13 protein-coding genes are annotated in these 16,872 nt (G+C 32.9%); 3 read left to right on the top strand and 10 right to left on the bottom strand.

Annotated features, from left to right (window positions below):
* Window positions 1–144: 144 nt before the first annotated feature.
* Entirely contained in the window at window positions 145–2,346 is a 2,202-nt protein-coding gene (gene katG, locus D1816_RS08370) for a catalase/peroxidase HPI (protein WP_118502180.1), read from the bottom strand.
* 545 nt (window positions 2,347–2,891) lie between these two features.
* Between katG and dinB the strand changes: the two genes are divergently transcribed.
* From dinB to D1816_RS08355, 3 genes are all read left to right on the top strand, one after another.
* Window positions 2,892–4,112, top strand: a complete 1,221-nt coding sequence (dinB, locus tag D1816_RS08365; RefSeq protein ID WP_118502178.1) for a DNA polymerase IV — start codon at window positions 2,892–2,894, stop codon at window positions 4,110–4,112.
* A 25-nt stretch (window positions 4,113–4,137) separates the two neighbouring features.
* Complete coding sequence (locus D1816_RS08360) at window positions 4,138–7,164, top strand: DNA polymerase III subunit alpha (protein WP_118502176.1); 3,027 nt, start codon at window positions 4,138–4,140, stop codon at window positions 7,162–7,164.
* A 176-nt stretch (window positions 7,165–7,340) separates the two neighbouring features.
* On the top strand, window positions 7,341–7,598 hold the full coding sequence (locus tag D1816_RS08355) for a hypothetical protein (RefSeq protein WP_066318570.1): 258 nt from the start codon (window positions 7,341–7,343) through the stop codon (window positions 7,596–7,598).
* Window positions 7,599–7,743: 145 nt separating this feature from the next.
* On the opposite strand, the gene D1816_RS08350 is transcribed toward D1816_RS08355, so the two are convergent.
* From D1816_RS08350 to D1816_RS08310, 9 genes are all read right to left on the bottom strand, one after another.
* The gene (locus D1816_RS08350; RefSeq protein WP_066318568.1) at window positions 7,744–8,190 is read right to left on the bottom strand and encodes a hypothetical protein; all 447 of its coding nucleotides are present in this window, start codon (window positions 8,188–8,190) and stop codon (window positions 7,744–7,746) included.
* A 259-nt stretch (window positions 8,191–8,449) separates the two neighbouring features.
* Complete coding sequence (locus D1816_RS08345; RefSeq protein WP_066318567.1) at window positions 8,450–9,277, bottom strand: OmpA family protein; 828 nt, start codon at window positions 9,275–9,277, stop codon at window positions 8,450–8,452.
* A 71-nt stretch (window positions 9,278–9,348) separates the two neighbouring features.
* A complete protein-coding gene (locus D1816_RS08340) occupies window positions 9,349–9,774 on the bottom strand; it encodes a hypothetical protein (protein WP_082832568.1) in 426 nt (141 codons plus the stop codon).
* Window positions 9,775–10,005: 231 nt separating this feature from the next.
* Window positions 10,006–10,746: a PepSY domain-containing protein gene (locus D1816_RS08335; protein ID WP_199729934.1), complete on the bottom strand. Its 741-nt coding sequence runs from the start codon at window positions 10,744–10,746 to the stop codon at window positions 10,006–10,008.
* A gap of 10 nt (window positions 10,747–10,756) precedes the next feature.
* A complete protein-coding gene (locus D1816_RS08330; RefSeq protein WP_118502174.1) occupies window positions 10,757–12,019 on the bottom strand; it encodes a PepSY domain-containing protein in 1,263 nt (420 codons plus the stop codon).
* A 54-nt stretch (window positions 12,020–12,073) separates the two neighbouring features.
* Complete coding sequence (locus D1816_RS08325) at window positions 12,074–14,215, bottom strand: TonB-dependent receptor (protein ID WP_118502172.1); 2,142 nt, start codon at window positions 14,213–14,215, stop codon at window positions 12,074–12,076.
* Window positions 14,216–14,268: 53 nt separating this feature from the next.
* Window positions 14,269–15,288, bottom strand: coding sequence for a transporter (locus D1816_RS08320; protein ID WP_118502170.1), 1,020 nt, complete (start codon window positions 15,286–15,288; stop codon window positions 14,269–14,271).
* A gap of 168 nt (window positions 15,289–15,456) precedes the next feature.
* Window positions 15,457–15,837, bottom strand: a complete 381-nt coding sequence (locus D1816_RS08315; protein ID WP_147405032.1) for a hypothetical protein — start codon at window positions 15,835–15,837, stop codon at window positions 15,457–15,459.
* Window positions 15,838–15,930: 93 nt separating this feature from the next.
* Window positions 15,931–16,863 (bottom strand): PD40 domain-containing protein, encoded by a 933-nt coding sequence (locus tag D1816_RS08310; RefSeq protein WP_118502168.1) that lies wholly within the window; start codon window positions 16,861–16,863, stop codon window positions 15,931–15,933.
* Window positions 16,864–16,872: the final 9 nt, after the last annotated feature.

Here is a 16,872-nt window from a genome sequence, read left to right as displayed (position 1 = left end):
GGTTTCGATTAATGGTAAATTTGATCTAATAAAAACTAGTAAAAATTATTTAATACTAGTCAACATGAAAAATAAAAAAGGTGGTCCAAATTGGAACCACCTTTTTTAAAACAGTAACTATATGTTGATCTTGTTCTGTTTGATTTATGCCAAATCAAAACGGTCAAGATTCATTACTTTTGTCCATGCTGCAATAAAATCATGTACAAATTTTTCTTTAGCATCATTAGAACCATAAACTTCGGCAACAGCTCTAAGTTCGGTATTTGAACCAAAAATTAAATCTGCTCTGGTTCCAGTCCATTTTACGATTCCTGTTTTACGATCACGTCCTTCGAATATTGCATCATTATCTGAGGTCGCTGCCCATGTTGTAGCAAAATCTAATAGATTAACGAAAAAATCATTAGAAAGGGCACCAACATTATCGGTAAATACACCATGATTAGAACCGTCATAATTAGCACCTATTACTCTTAATCCTCCAACAAGAGCTGTCATTTCTGGTATCGAAAGTGTTAATAATTGTGCACGATCAACCAGTAATTCTTCTGCTGCTAGGCTTAAATTATTTTGCAAGTAATTTCTAAAACCATCTGCTTTAGGTTCAAGATGTGCAAAAGATTCTAAATCTGTTTGTTCTTGTGTAGCATCACCTCTTCCAGGGGTAAAAGGTACACTCACATTATGACCAGCATTACTTGCTGCTTGTTCAACTCCTACAGATCCTCCTAATACAATTAGATCAGCAATAGAAACGGTACCGTTAAAATCATTTTGTATACCTTCATATATTGCTAATACTTTAGCAAGTTCTTGAGGGTTATTAGCTTCCCAATTTTTTTGAGGTGCTAAACGAATTCGACCACCATTAGCTCCACCACGTTTATCAGAACCTCTAAAAGTTGAAGCAGAAGCCCATGCTGTAGTTACTAATTGTGATACAGTAAGTCCAGAAGCAAGAATCATCTTTTTTAATGAAGCAATATCAGCATCACCTAGTTTATTATTTGTTGCAGGGATAGGGTCTTGCCAGATTAATTCTTCTTTAGGAACTTCTGGTCCTAAATATAAAGCTCTAGGTCCCATATCTCGATGTGTTAATTTAAACCAAGCTCTAGCAAAAGCATCTTCAAAAGCTTTATGATCTTTATGAAAACGTTTAGAAATTTCTAAATAAGCAGGATCTGCTTTAAGCGCCATATCAGCAGTAGTCATCATTAATGCTTGTTTTCCAGATGCGTCTCCGGCTTTTGGTGCCATTTTAGCATTAGATGCCGCTGTTGGTGTCCATTGGTGTGCACCTGCTGGACTTTTTGTTAATTCCCAATCATAGTTTAATAGTACATCAAAATAGTCATGATCCCACTGTATAGGATTAGGAGTCCAGGCACCTTCTAGACCACTAGTAATGGCATCATCTAAAACTCCTGTACCAAATGTGTTTTTCCACCCGGTACTCATTTCTTCAATAGGAGCACCTGCTGGTTCTGCGCCTACATATTTATCTGGATCAGCTGCCCCATGAGCTTTACCAAAAGTATGCCCACCAGCGGTTAGCGCAACAGTTTCTTCATCATTCATGGCCATACGACCAAATGTTTCTCTAATATCTTGACCAGATTTTACAGGATCAGGGTTTCCATTAGGTCCTTCTGGGTTTACATATATTAATCCCATATGAACAGCTCCTAAATGTCCTTCTAGATCACCATCTTCATAACGTTCTTCATTTCCTAACCATTCTGTTTCAGATCCCCAATAAATATCTTGTTCTGGCTCCCAAACATCTTCACGACCACCAGCAAAACCAAAAGTTTTGAACCCCATAGATTCCATAGCACAGTTACCCGCAAGAATCATTAAATCTGCCCACGAGATTTTGTTTCCATATTTTTGTTTTACAGGCCATAATAATAAACGTGCTTTATCTAAGTTTCCGTTATCTGGCCAACTGTTCAACGGGGCAAAACGTTGTGTTCCAGAACCTGCGCCTCCTCTACCATCACCAACACGATAAGTTCCAGCACTATGCCAAGCCATACGTACCATAAAAGGACCGTAATGCCCGTAATCTGCAGGCCACCAATCTTGAGATGTCGTCATTAATTCTACTACATCTTTTTTAAGCTCTGCAAAGTCAATACTATTAAATGCAGCTGCATAGTCAAAATCTTCTCCTAGAGGATCAGATTTAGTAGCATTTTGACGAAGGATATTTAACTTTAATTCATTAGGCCACCAGTCACGATTTCTCGTACCGTTCCCAGCTGTTTGTCTTTGAGTACCTCCCATAAATGGGCAATTGCTTATATCACCCCCTTGGTGACTGTGATGATTATCCATGTTTAAATTGATTTTATTGACGTTTATTGATTTTTACGTTTTGATATAACCAAACTTACTGAAATACATGTTTAGTTCTATAGATTTGTTATATATTTAAATTAGGTTACTATAGATGATCTCTATCATAAGGTGTGGAAATTGTAAATATGTACTTGATTTACAATTCTCTAGATCATTATCCTTCTATTAAAACAAAGAATCCCTAACAAAATACAAAAGATTTGGCGTACAGTCAAACCAAAATTTTGCTATTGATACCTCTATTAAGAAATAGTTATGGTTTTATAAATAATCATGATAATGGAATTATTCCTAAATTTAGGAATAATTCCATTAATTCATTTTTTTATAGTAGTTTTGTAATGTTAAGGAAAGTCTAAATTGTTTAACTCAAAATCTATAAATAATACTGTCATAGATTTTAGAAAATATCCGGGAAAAATATTTTCTGATTGGTTTATAATAGTATCTCATGATAGTACGAGCATATGGCATCTTTAACATAGGGAAATAAAAGTTTATACACTTAAAAAGGAATCGTTATGAATACTACCATCGTACACTTTGATCTAGATACCTTTTTTGTTTCTTGTGAACGTCTTTTAGATAGCAGGTTAAATAATAAACCTGTCATTGTGGGTGGAACTGGAGACCGAGGAGTAGTTAGTGCGGCTAGTTATGAAACCAGAGCATATGGTGTGCATTCTGGAATGCCTATGAAAATGGCTAGGCAACTTTGTCCCAATGCTATTTACATACGAGGTAATGCAGGTACTTACACTAAATTTTCTAAACAAGTGACAGAAATTTTACAAAGTGAAGTGCCTGTATTAGAAAAAGCTAGTGTAGATGAATTTTATGCCGATCTTACAGGTATGGATCGTTTTTTTGGATGCTATAAGTTTGCTTCAGAATTACGTAATACAATTACTCGAGAATCAGGCTTGCCCATCTCTTTTGGGCTATCGGTGAATAAGACCGTTTCTAAAGTTGCTACTAATGAAGCAAAACCAAATAATCAATTAAAAGTAGATACAGGTTACGAAAAAGCATTTTTAGCACCTTTATCAATTAAAAAAATACCAATGGTAGGGGAGAAGACCTATCGTACTTTCTGTAATATGGGGATTAAAAATGTTCATGCAGTACAACAGATGCCTGTAGAAATGATGACTTCGGTATTTGGTAAGAACGGCCGTATGATCTGGCAACGAGCTAATGGAATCGATCATACTCCTATAGTAGCATATCATGAGCGTAAATCAATTTCTAGTGAACGTACTTATGGTCAGGATACTATCGATATTACTACACTTAAAACCACAATTACAGCTATGGCAGAAAATCTGGCTTTTCAGTTACGACGCGGAGGAAAACTTACTTCTTGCGTGACCGTTAAGATTCGATATTCAGACTTTCAGACCTATTCAAAACAACTTAAAATACCTTATACCTCTGCAGATCATCATTTAATACCTGTTGTGATGCAGCTTTTTGATACACTATTTAGCAGAAGACTATTAATACGTCTTGTAGGAGTACGGTATAGTAGCTTAACTACAGGAACATATCAAATTAATTTATTTGATGATGAAAAGAAAACGGTAAACTTATACACAGCTATGGATGCCATACGAACTCGCTATGGAGATAGAAGTATTATGCGTGCGGCTACTATGGGAGAAGGAGCACGTACTATCGGAAACTTTACAAACCCTTTTAATGGAGAACCACCTATTGTTCTAGCACATAGAACTCAATAAACAATTATATTATAAAATATAAAAAATGTACCTAAATAACCATTCTTACTATAGTTTACGCTATGGTACCATATCAGAAGTAGAACTATTGACAATGGCTCAAGAGTATGGTTGTGATCGTTTTCCTTTAACAGATATTAATACTACCTCTGCATGTCTAAACTTTATCAGAAAAGCTCCTTCATATAATATTAAGCCTATTGTAGGGATTGACTTTCGCAATGATGCTCAACAATGCTACACCTGTCTTGCTAAAAATAATGCAGGTTTTGAGGAACTTAATACTTTTCTCTCTACACATTTACATGAGAGTATAGCTTTTCCAGAAGAATCACCAGCATTTAAGCACAGTATTGTAATTTATCCTTTTGAGCAGTTATTGGCATTGGATAAGCTTACCTTTTTACCTCATGAGTATATAGGAGTAGGGCTTAATGATATTAATAAATTACGGTTTTCAAAACTTAGTGAGTTTAAACATAAATTAGTAGTCCTACATTCGGTTACGTTTCGAAATAAACGAGATTTTAATACACATCGGTTGTTGCGTGCGATAGATACAAATACATTGTTAAGTAAATTATCAGTATCCCAACAAGGTAGTCCAGAAGATAAAATGTACCCCTTAGAGGTTATTCGAAAAGCTTTTGGAGAGTATCCTCATATTTTACAAAATACAGAACAATTACTTAAAGAATGTACTATTGGTTTTGATTTTTTAGAGAATAGAAAAAACCAAAACTTAAAGACAGTTTTTAATAGCGTCGATGAAGATTATAAAAAACTAGTTAAATTATGTGAAATAGGGCTTCCTAATCGATATGGAAATGATATAACTCATGAGATACGAGAACGTTTAAAAAAAGAACTAAAATTAATTAAACAACAAGATTTTGTAAGCTTTTTTTTAATTAATTGGAAAATTATTCAATATGCAAAATCTAAAGATTATTATCATGTAGGTCGGGGGAGCGGAGCCAATAGTATTGTAGCTTATTTACTAGAGATTACAGATGTAGATCCCATAGAGTTGGATTTATATTTTGAACGTTTTATGAATCTATATAGAGCTAGTCCTCCAGATTTTGATATTGATTTTTCTACCTGGGATCGAGAAGATGTAACACGTTTTATTTTTGAAACTTTTGGAAATAAAGGACAAGCGGCACTATTAGGAGCTTATGTAACTTTTAAACATAGTGGAGCAGTACGAGAATTAGGAAAAGTATTTGGATTGCCTAAGCACGAAATAGATAAGCTAAGTGATGGTAAATATGATATACAGAAACTAGATCAACTCTCAAAACTAGTCCTTCAGTATGCCCAATATTTACATGGAAAACCTAATTATATTAGTATTCATGCGGCTGGAATTCTTATTTCAGAGAAACCTATTCATTATTTTTCGGCAACCCACTTACCGCCTAAAGGATTTCCAACAGTTCAATTTGATATGCATATTGCCGAAGATGTTGGGCTATATAAGTTTGATATATTAGGACAGCGAGGACTAGGAAAAATAAAAGATGCTATTGCCATTATTAAAGAAAACCACCCAGATGTTATCTTACCTAATATTCATAATGCAAAACCTTTTTTTAAAGATGCAAAAATCAATGCAATGATCGAGAAGGCTAAGTGTATTGGATGTTTTTATGTAGAATCTCCTGCCATGCGTATGTTATTAAAAAAGTTAGGAGTACGTGACTATTTAACACTAGTAGCTGCAAGTTCTATTATACGTCCAGGAGTTGCAAAAAGCGGAATGATGCGTGAATATATTTTGCGACACAAAAATCCTGAACGTAGAAAACAAGCTCACCCCGTATTGTGGGATATTATGCCAGATACTTATGGTGTAATGGTATACCAAGAAGATGTAATTAAAGTAGCACATCATTATGCAGGACTTGATTTAGGAGAGGCCGATGTATTACGTAGAGGAATGAGTGGTAAATATCGCTCACGAGAAGAATTTCAGGCTGTAAGAGATAAATTTATAGCCAACTGTAGAGAAAAAGGAGAAGCAGATGAGGTAATTTTTGAAGTATGGCGCCAGATAGAAAGTTTTGCGGGATATGCTTTTGCCAAAGGGCACTCTGCATCTTATGCAGTAGAATCATATCAAAGTCTATTTTTAAAATGCTATTATCCTTTAGAATATATGGTAGCCACAATTAATAATGGAGGAGGGTTTTATCGCGTAGAAACATATTTGCATGAGGCACGAATACACGGTGCAATAATTTATCCTCCTTGTATCAATACAAGTTCAATAGATACTACGATTATTAAAAAAGAAATTTATTTAGGTTTTCAGCATTTACAAGGTCTTGAGAAGCGAACAATGTTAAAAATCATGAATGCTAGAGTACATCGCTTATTTACAACGCTTGATGATTTTATGGAGCGTGTACCACTTTCTATAGAGCAATTGGATATTCTTATTCGTGTAAATGCATTTAGAACCTTAGGAAAAGATAAAAGAAGTTTGTTATGGGAAGCTCATTATAAATGTAATCATATTGCGGCTAATGAATCTCAAGGGCAACTTTTTAAAATACATAGTAAAGATTTTACACTACCTAAATTTACAATTACAAAGCTAGAAAGTGCTTTTGATCAATTAGAGCTCTTAAATTTCACACTGTATGACCCTTTTATATTGTTGGAATCTCCAACTACAAGTAATTTGGTGAGTACGGATTTAGAATTATATCTAAACAAAATTATTGTGATTTATGGATATTTAGTCACGGTTAAAAATACGGGTACTGCTAAAGGAGATCGTATGTTTTTTGGAACATTCTTGGATCAGAAAGGAGAATGGATAGATACGGTACATTTTCCGCCGGTGGCCAAAAGATACCCTTTTAGAGGAAAAGGAATCTATCGTATTACAGGTAAAGTAGTTTCTGAATTTGATTTTTTAAGTATCGAAGTTTTGAAACAAGAACGCATGCCATATGTATCTGACCCTAGATTTGATACTACTTATAACCGTAAAGAATTACCAGAAGAACAAGTAAAATCATTTAGATTGTTAAGATAATAATATACCATTTAGATGATGAGGTCTTTATTAAACTAAGTTACACTATGTTTTATAGATTTTAATCGTAAAAAATTGATAATTATGGGTTTCCACAGCTTTTAATTTATAACTATTAGTAATTTTGCTCTTCTGCATTAAAAGGGAAGACAAGAATTGTAAATAGTTATTATAAAATGAAAATTGATGAGAATATGATTAAAGAATATATACAAAAAGCTCTGGTAGCTCATTGTATACAAATCAGAGATCATAGAAATAATGTTTTGGTATTAAATAAGGGAGTTTTTTCTTTCAATAATCACCAACAACCAAAAACAATAGCTAGTATAGAAACGATATTTTTAGATGCTTTTAAATTAACAAGATCTATAAAATTAGATAATTTAGAATATATAAGAAAAGGATCTAGATGGTATATAAAAAACGAATAAGGACACGATATATGCCCTATTCATTTTTTCATCCTGATCGTAATAATACTTGCAGATTGTTTTTTACTCGATAATCGAGATGTAACTACTAATAGAGACTTATCTTTAAATCAAAATATTTTTCTAATAGATGCCCCAGGGTAGTTTACTTAATCATATCATAATTTTCGGCTAATGAATGATGTCCTTCCTCATCGATATCAATTTGTTGATATGAATTAGATCCCATTACTATTTCAAACCTAAATACTTGAGTTGTATCTACAATCTTCATCATTGGTCCAGAGGCATATTCTAAGCGTTCTTCAAGAATATTACCTTTAATGGTATATGTGCCATATCCAAACCATTCGTTATTATCTTTAGGATCAAATCGAGTCCACATCACTTTTCCTTTACTATACATTTTTACCTGGCGATACCCATTTTGGTTAAAAACGGTATCTGTTATTTGATTGTCTTCATAAAGGAATTGATGTTTAAGTTCCCAAACACCTTCAAGGTTATACGGCTCGGTAGAGGGGGTATCGTTCTTTTGTATAAAAGTTAGAAAAGAACACATCCCGAATAGAATCAATAATAAGGTTTTCATGATTGAGAGGTTTATGGTCTGTATTTCATTAAGTTACGAAAAAAAAATGAAATTAGATTGTTTTGATCCGCTTTTGTGATAGCTTTAAAACGTACTCTTAATTTTATAAAAACTAACAAATTAATCACTACTGATTTAAAGGTATAGTATTTATGGTTATACTGTTGGTATAGTCAGTTTATAAGATTAAATGTTATTTTGAGAATAAAAAAATCCGATCATTTTGATCGGATTCATATATAATGTATTTATTATGTTATTATTCTTTAGACCCGTTTTTCATGTTCTCTTTTACAAGACTATAAAATTCATCAAATTTTGCATCAATAATGATTCTTGTTGCAGTTTCGATACTTTGAGAACCATATTCACTTTTCCCAAGAACTTCCATTCTTTTTGGATCTACTTTAAAATCATTTTGTAAAGTTCTAACTACTGCAGCGGCTTGTTTAGCACTAAGATCCCAGTTATCGGTGATACTCTTGTCTTTAATATTAAGAGCGTTACTGTTACCTTCAACAATAACTTTTAAATCTGGTTTCGCATTTAATGCAGTTGCTATTTTACCTAGGATACCTTTTGCTTTTGCGCTTACAGCATAGCTTTTATCATTATCACCAAATAGGACAGTATTAGCTAGTGTTATTAAAACACTTCCGTTTTTAACAGCAATAGCATTCGCTTGATCTCCTAATGCGTTTTTAAGAACAGTTAGTGTAGCTAATTTTGTAGAATCACTTTTGGTAATAGCATCATTGATAGTTTTAAGCTGTTTATCTTTTTCTTGAAGACTATTTAATGAGGTTTCTAGGTTTTGAGCTTTCTTTTTAGAAAGTTCTGTGAAATTTCCCATATTAGCTAAAAGAGAAGCATTTGTTTCCTTAAGATCTTTAACTTGTGCTTCCATAGTTTCAACACGAGTTATTGTAGCTTTTTCTTTTTTGCGTGAGTCGTTTAATTCACCCTCTGTAGTTTTTAATTCTTTTCTTAATTTGTTTATTTCATCAAGAAGATCCTTTTTTTTCTGACTATATACAGAAGAGGTTGAAATAAGCATTACTGCGGCTAATAAAATAAATTTTTTCATCGGTTATGATATGATTTGTTGCAGATGCTAAAGTAAAACTTTTTTATAAATAACAAAACAAAGGGATGTCATCACTTTTCTAATAAGCTTTTAGCATTAGCAATACTGGTATTAATTTGATCTCTTAATTGTTTAACTTCAATTTCTTCTTTTTTAAGTAGATTCATTTGTGAAGCCATTTTTTCAGGACTTAATTTTTCTTCTGTATGCGGAAACTTCTCACTAAAATCTCTCATCCATTCCATCATAAAATCATAAGAATCTTTAAGATCCTGCTGAGCTTTAGCATGAGATTTTCCTACAGCAGTAGTATCAATTTTGGGGTCTAAGTTCTTGATTAAAGAACTTAGTTCAGTCATTTTGGGCATCACTTCGTCGTGAACTATAATTACATTTTCCATAATTGCATCAAATTCTTGTTCTTCTTTAGAGAGTTGATTGCAAGACGTTAGTAGTATTACTGCGGATACCAAAGTATATATAATAGGTAATTTCATAATAATATTTTTTTCAAAAATAATTTGTCTAATACAGCTATACTAGACCAAGATTTTGTTTTTTTAATAAAAGGTAAAGATATTACTTTTCTTTATCTTGTTGTTGCTTAACTTCTTTGTATCGTTTACCTATTTGATTCATTTTATAACTCTGTAAGATGATCTGAAAAACGCAAAATAGAATCGCTATAATTAAAATGTAAGTTAGCATATGTTTTATTTTTTTGTTGTTTATGATTTTTTACGATTAAATGTTTTTGATGTTAGTAGGTATAGCCCAAATCCTGATAAAATGGTAAAAATTCCGAAAAGTGAAAATGCTCTTAATACTACGTTGTTAAAATCATCTCTTTCTTGATAATCCATAGTATGAAGCATCCATAAGAAATCAAATATGCGCCATTGATTATTTCTAAATGTTTGTACATTTCCATACTCTGTAGATACATATATGGTCGTATTTGCGGGTTCTTGAAATGAAATCGCATAAGCTGGCAAAGGGCGATTACGATATTCATGATGATTCCCAGTTGTTTTTAAGTATTCTATATCTTTAATTTCTGCAACTACATTTAGGGTATTCTTGGCAACAAGAATAGCTTCTTTTTCTTGTAAAGGTTTTCGTATTTTTCCGGTAATGGCGTCTATTAGAGTTACACTCTTTTTGTGATTTCTAATAAACGTAATACGATATACAGGTTGTTCTAAAACAGTAGTTAATTCTAATGAGGTTATTCGATCACTACTATTAAAATATTGTTTGATAAAATTTGTAGGAGTAATGTAATTTACATCTTTTGATAATATGGGAACTTCGTTTTTTAGATTATCCCCACGAATTTCATCAATAGTTGTCCAACTAAAATATAGCCCACCAATAGTCCATAATAAAAACTGAACTCCTAAAATAACACCAAGGTATCGGTGCCATTTTCGGGTTAATCGTACGATTCTACTTTTCTTTATTGTCATATATTGTTAATTAAGCAGATTGTACTGCTATACTTTTATTTCTTTTTACTTTTTTTACATATTCAAAGATGAGCAAAGCAATTATACTAATACCAAATAAAGGAAATAGTATACCAAGAACCATAATAGCAATTATAACACCATATCCAACTTTAAATCTAGAGTGGATTTTTGGAGTTCCAAAAGAACCTTTACGTTTTCGAAGTAAGTAAGAAGCTAAAGCAGAGATACTCATTACAGCCAATGTTATGGCAATAAAAAAGAGTAACCACCAGTTCCAGTTACCAAATTCTCCTTGATGAAATGCCATAACCCACATACGACCTCGCATAAGTATACCAACATCTTGCCAATCATTGATTAAAATTTGTTTACCAGAATATTGATCGAAATGTATTTTTTTTTGACTGTTTAGATCAGATGGATTTAGATTTGATACGCTAAAAGTAGCCTTAGGGTGTTTGGGGAAATGCAAGGTTACTATTCCGGGTAATTTTAATGCTGTTGCGGTATTAACCATTTGATCCAAAGTCATTGGTTCTCCGCTAGGTTTAGATTTTAATTGGCGACCTTCCCATGTTACAGGATATCCTGTATTGGTCATTTTTTGTACTTGTTTGAAGTTTGAACCAAAAACATCGGTCCAAGGTAATCCACCAGCTAAAATGAGTAGTAATAAACCAGAAATCCAAAACCCAGAAATAGCATGAAAATCCCTAAAAAAAGTTCTCTTACCTGCTTTTATTCGCGGAATAAAAAGACCTTTTAAATTCCATCCTCTCGCAGGCCACCATACATATATTCCAGTAATGATCAATACGATCATCCAACTGGCTATTAACTCAATGATTTTAGTGCCAAAAGATCCCATTAGTAATTCCCCGTGTAATTTTCGAATTTTATACATATCGGTTTTCTTAGCAGTAATAGCACCAGTTACTTCACCAGAATATGGGTTTATATATAGGCTGCTTTTTCCTCCAAAACGTCCAGATACAAATTGAGTTGCCTGATTTTTATAGGTTGATAATACCATACTGTTTGGTTTTTTTTGAGCATTGGTATTAGCGATTTCCCATTGTTTTTGTAACGGTATGGGTTTTCCTTGTATGGTTACTTCTTTAATCTGTAGTTGTTTTGGCTTTTCGTAATCTGCTTTAAAAAGATATACTGCTCCTGTAATAGATAGTATAATAATAAATGGAAGAGAAATAAGTCCTGCTATAAAATGCCATTTCCAAAGCCATTGATTTAGTTTTTCGTTTTTTTTCATAATCTTTTTTTTAACCCCACAGTTTATAAAAACCTGTAGGGTTAGTGTTGTTTATTAAAAATTATACTTGGCCCCAAAGTGAAAAGCTCTTGGGTTTCCGATTGTAAAACTATTTTCTCCTCTAAATCGATTAAAAGAAGCCCTAGCAGCATATAACTCATCAAAAACATTGAGTGCATGCCCCCATATTTCGAAGCTTTTATAATAAATAGTTGTTCTTAGATTAAAAACACTATGGCCATCATATTCAGCAGTTTCAAAAGTGCCATCTTGATTATCTATCTGATTTTCAAAACTAGTATTATAAGATCCTACAAGTTCATGTTCGGCAGTAACATTAAAACCAAAATGATTTTCAAAGTCTTTGCGGTATGTTAGTAATGAAGTTCCTAAAAGGTTAGGAGCGGTCTCTCTATCGGTATCAGAATAATCAATTCCACTATCAAAAAACTCAACATATCGATGCATTGCATAGCTACCATTATGTGTTAAGGATAACTCTTTTGTAGGATACCAGGTAACGCCATATTCTACACCATAAGACCTGGTTTTACCTGCATTTGTATTAAAGAACTGATCGTTTTCATCACGCAAAGTTATTAATGTGTTTTCTCCTTCAAGAACATAGATAGCGGCATCTACTTTTAATTTTGAAGGAACTGTAAAATAACCACCTAATTCATAATTATTGTAACGGCTGGGCTTTATTCCTCTAAGTTCATTTCGATTACGATAAAGAGTTGATACTTGTGGAGGTGTAAACCCTTGAGAATAATTAGCGTAGATACCTGTTTTAGTATTGAAATTATAATTAGCACCCAATTTAGGAGTTAGATTATTAAAATTATCTACGGCATCATCTACACCAACAATACCATCGGCGAGATTGTTATAATCGTATTCAAAACCATCATATCGAAGTGCTGCGGTAACTTTTAAAGCATCAATAGGCGATATTTCATACTGAAGAAAACTTGCGTAATTAAAGATGTTAGCTTCATAGTTTAGGATAAAATCTCCAGAGTTAAGAGTAAAATCAATATTTCTACCAGTATCTGGATCTACAATAATATCAAGGGTTTCGGCACTATAATCCTGAGGAGAATAATCTGCTGTAGCTCCAAGAATTAAAGAGGAGTTAGCAAAACTGAAATCTAATTTATGTTGTACTAATCCTACAAAACTCTTAAAACGATTAGAGTTTAATTCTCCAGAACCAAGGCCTGTTAATTGTCCTTGATTTCGAAATTGTCGTATTCTGTATGATGGGTTTTGATCCATTCTATTATCCCTAACAATAAAGTTAAATGAGGTTTTGTTGGTATCATCCCAGAATTTATCTACTGTGCTTCGTACTCTAAAAGAAATAGCTTCTCTTTCTGTAAATGTTTGGTCACTTTCAAAGTTTCCACCATTAAAATCATTTTCACTTAATGAGCCTGTCATATCAGAGCGATAATCCACAATATCAAAAACAGTGGTCCATTTGATTGTTGGAGAGAATTCATATACTGTTTTTAAGGTAACGGCTAATTTTTCATAATCGCTATGCTCTATTAGTCCGTCTTCTCTTTGCCCGTATTGCCCACCTAGATAAAAACCAAGTTTATCACTTACCTGATCTGAAATTTCGAATTCATAACGGGTTAGTCCTAAGTCATTGGTTTGAAACCCAATACTACCACTTAGTTTTTCTGTAGGGTTTTTAGTAATAAAATTAAAACTTCCTCCGATAGCTTCACTACCATAAATGCTGGATGCCGGTCCTTTTAAAACTTCGATACGTCCAAAAGAAACATCATTCATCTCTAATAAAGCATTATGATTAAATACAGATGTTGGGCGAATTTGTAATCCATCTTCTAAATAAAGGAATAAGGCTTTTGTTGAGATAGGAGAGCGAACGGCCATAAAATGTTGTTCGTTACTTGCTGCTCTTGATGTAGACATAAATACACCTGGAACTTGATTGACCAATTGATCAATACCAAAGGCTTTTGTTTCTTTAATACTTTTAGCATTTAGTGTAGCTATTGATCCAGGAACTTCGGATCGTTTCTGAATTTCTCTGCTTGCCGAGGTTACCAAAACTTCGTCCAGAGCTACACTATCCGCTACTTTTTCTTCATATGATTGTTGTGCATAACTATATACTCCTATGAATAGAGCAATAGCAAAAGCTGATATATTTTTCATTTTAAATGCTGTAAAAAAGTCCTTTTAAACATGGACTTTATTATTTTTTTAGATTATAGGGCGTATTGAAGCCCTAGTGTTAATGTTTCTTTAGTCCTTAATTGAACACCATTCATATTCTGAAATAATGGGAGTGCTGCTTCGAAACCAAGACGTAAATCTTTTAGAGATCCCTTAAAAGCATAAAGATTAAGGCCTAAACCTGCATTTGCATAGGTCATACCAGAATTAGCAGTATCTGCCGTAATCACCATCATTGGGTTTAATGCTGGGTTAGTTCCTTCAATTTTGTCGATGGCACCCAATTCTACTCGTCCAGAAAAACTTAACCAGTCTGCAGCTTTAACTGCTAACCAATTATTAAAACTGTATTTATTACCTAAACGATATTCGTTATCATTTTCTCCAATGCGTAATGTAGTTCTAGCCTGGGCGCCATATGAAATTATGTTCCATTGTTTTAAATACGTTAATGCTAGTTCTGTGTCCCATGTACCACTACCAATTTGCATAGGGTAGGGTAGAATGACTTGGTTTGGAGCTGATGCAGGAATAATGTCCATTTTATCAATACTTCCTGTAGGTATAGAAATACCAGCCTGAGCGTGTAATTGCTGCTTGTTTTTATTGAAAAATTTATATAGAGCAGAAATTTTTGTATCACCAAATCCAGAGGATTCTGTGGTAAATGTGCCTCCCATAGCAGTGATATGATCCATTTCACTAGAAAGATAATTTACCATAGCTACCAAGGTAATTTTATCACTAGGTGCATACATCATTCCTAGCATATGCATATTCATAGGCATACTTGTAGGTGTTACCATGTATACATCATTGGGACGCAATGCATTTGAGAAGGGTACATTTTCACTACCTCTATTTAGGTCTTCCATGTTCATATACATATAGCGATATGAAAACATTACTTCACCTTTACCATGTGTATGATCTCCCATAACCGAAATGGGAGCATGTCCGTCTGGTCTTGAACCAGTCCATTTAGTATTTTCTTCTTGTGCGTAAAAAAAATGGGTAGCCACTATAAATAGGGCATAAATATATTTCTTCATTAGTTTAATGATATATAGTATCAAGTAGATAGTAATTCTACTATATTAAAAGCACCACTTGATAGTTCAAGTAACTACAAGAAGTGTAGTTCTTGAAAGTAATTATATTGAGTTATGCTTTGAATCTGTAAATTGATCAAAGTAAATTTTTGAAAATTAGGTAAGAAATTATAGGTACTGGGGAGGGTGATCTATGGTATTAGAAATTTCAGCAACATTAAAATGTTTTAATTTCCAATTGTGTATAATTATGAAGTTGGTTATTACATTTTCTAATTGAAATGTATTTTCTTGAAAAAATAAAGGAATAAATGCTTCTGTTATCATAATGGCATTTGAGTTTTCTGATGTTGGCTGCGTTTTAGCCTTCATTTGACTCATTAAATAACATTTACCATTACAATTTAGTTTTGGTCTTTCTTTATTTACACAATACTTTTCTACTATAGTATTAATATTAAGCTGATAATACATAACCGTGCTAAGTTGAATAGCTGGCCGTATAGCAAAAGAGGCAAATAATAATATAGAAAATAGAAATCTTAGCAAGAGGTCTTATTTTCCTGCAAAAATACAATTTTTTGATTGTTTTTTAAGCAAAAAAAGTAAATAAGGTACTAGTAAACTTAACTATTGGTACAATTAAAATTTTATGGGAATAGCATATATTCTACTTAAACCATTTTCATATGAATTCATCATTTCGAGTAGTTGTTTTATAGTCTTAGGTTGATTAAGTTGTTTTTTGAGAGCTGTTCGTTTACTGGTAAAGTAAAGCGTTTGCGTTTTTATGTCGTAAAATGGGCAATAATCCATTTTGTCCGAGTTTACTTCTTTAGTTAAGTTTTTGGCTTGTTCCCAATCACCATCTTTATTTTTATAGGATATATATATATCGCCACTACCTAAACCATCATTACGTTTATAGCCTCCAAATAGTAGAAACGACTCGTCTGGAGCAACATAGGCATTGTATTCATACCCTTCAGAATTAATAGTACTGGTTAATGATACTGGTTTTGTATATTGATTATTTTTTTTACTACTCATAAAAATATCATCCTTTCCTTTAGAAGTTGAAGCAGTACTTGTAAAATATAAATTACCATTTTTAGCTACAGAAGGATAAAACTCATCGTCTTTAGTATTAATTGGGCTTCCTAAGTTTTTTGGTTTAGACCATTTAGCAGTTTTACTAGATCGTTCTATGTACCATATGTCGTGATCTTTAGCTTCGGTGCTTTGATTATCTAATGGGCGTGTAGAAACATAATATAATTTTAATCCATCGGGAGAAAACATAGCTTCAAGGTCACGATATTGACCAGAAAAAGGAGCTACTTCTGGAGTAGACCATTGATCCCCTTTTTTTACAACTTTTATAATAGTAGAAAGCTCTCCTGAATACCCCTGCGCAGTAAAATAAATTTCATCTTGCGAAGGAGAAATCGTAATATCTCTAACTGTTGGAAATTTAGAAATGATTTCTGGTAAAAACGGTTGAACTTTAGAAATCTCTTGACAATGAGAGAATAATGAAACAAGAATTAAAAAACTAGTACTAATTATTTTCATGATTTATTT

It is taken from the genome of Aquimarina sp. AD10, from assembly GCF_003443715.1.
GTDB lineage: Bacteria > Bacteroidota > Bacteroidia > Flavobacteriales > Flavobacteriaceae > Aquimarina > Aquimarina aggregata.
This window is presented reverse-complemented; position numbering and strand designations above follow the sequence as displayed.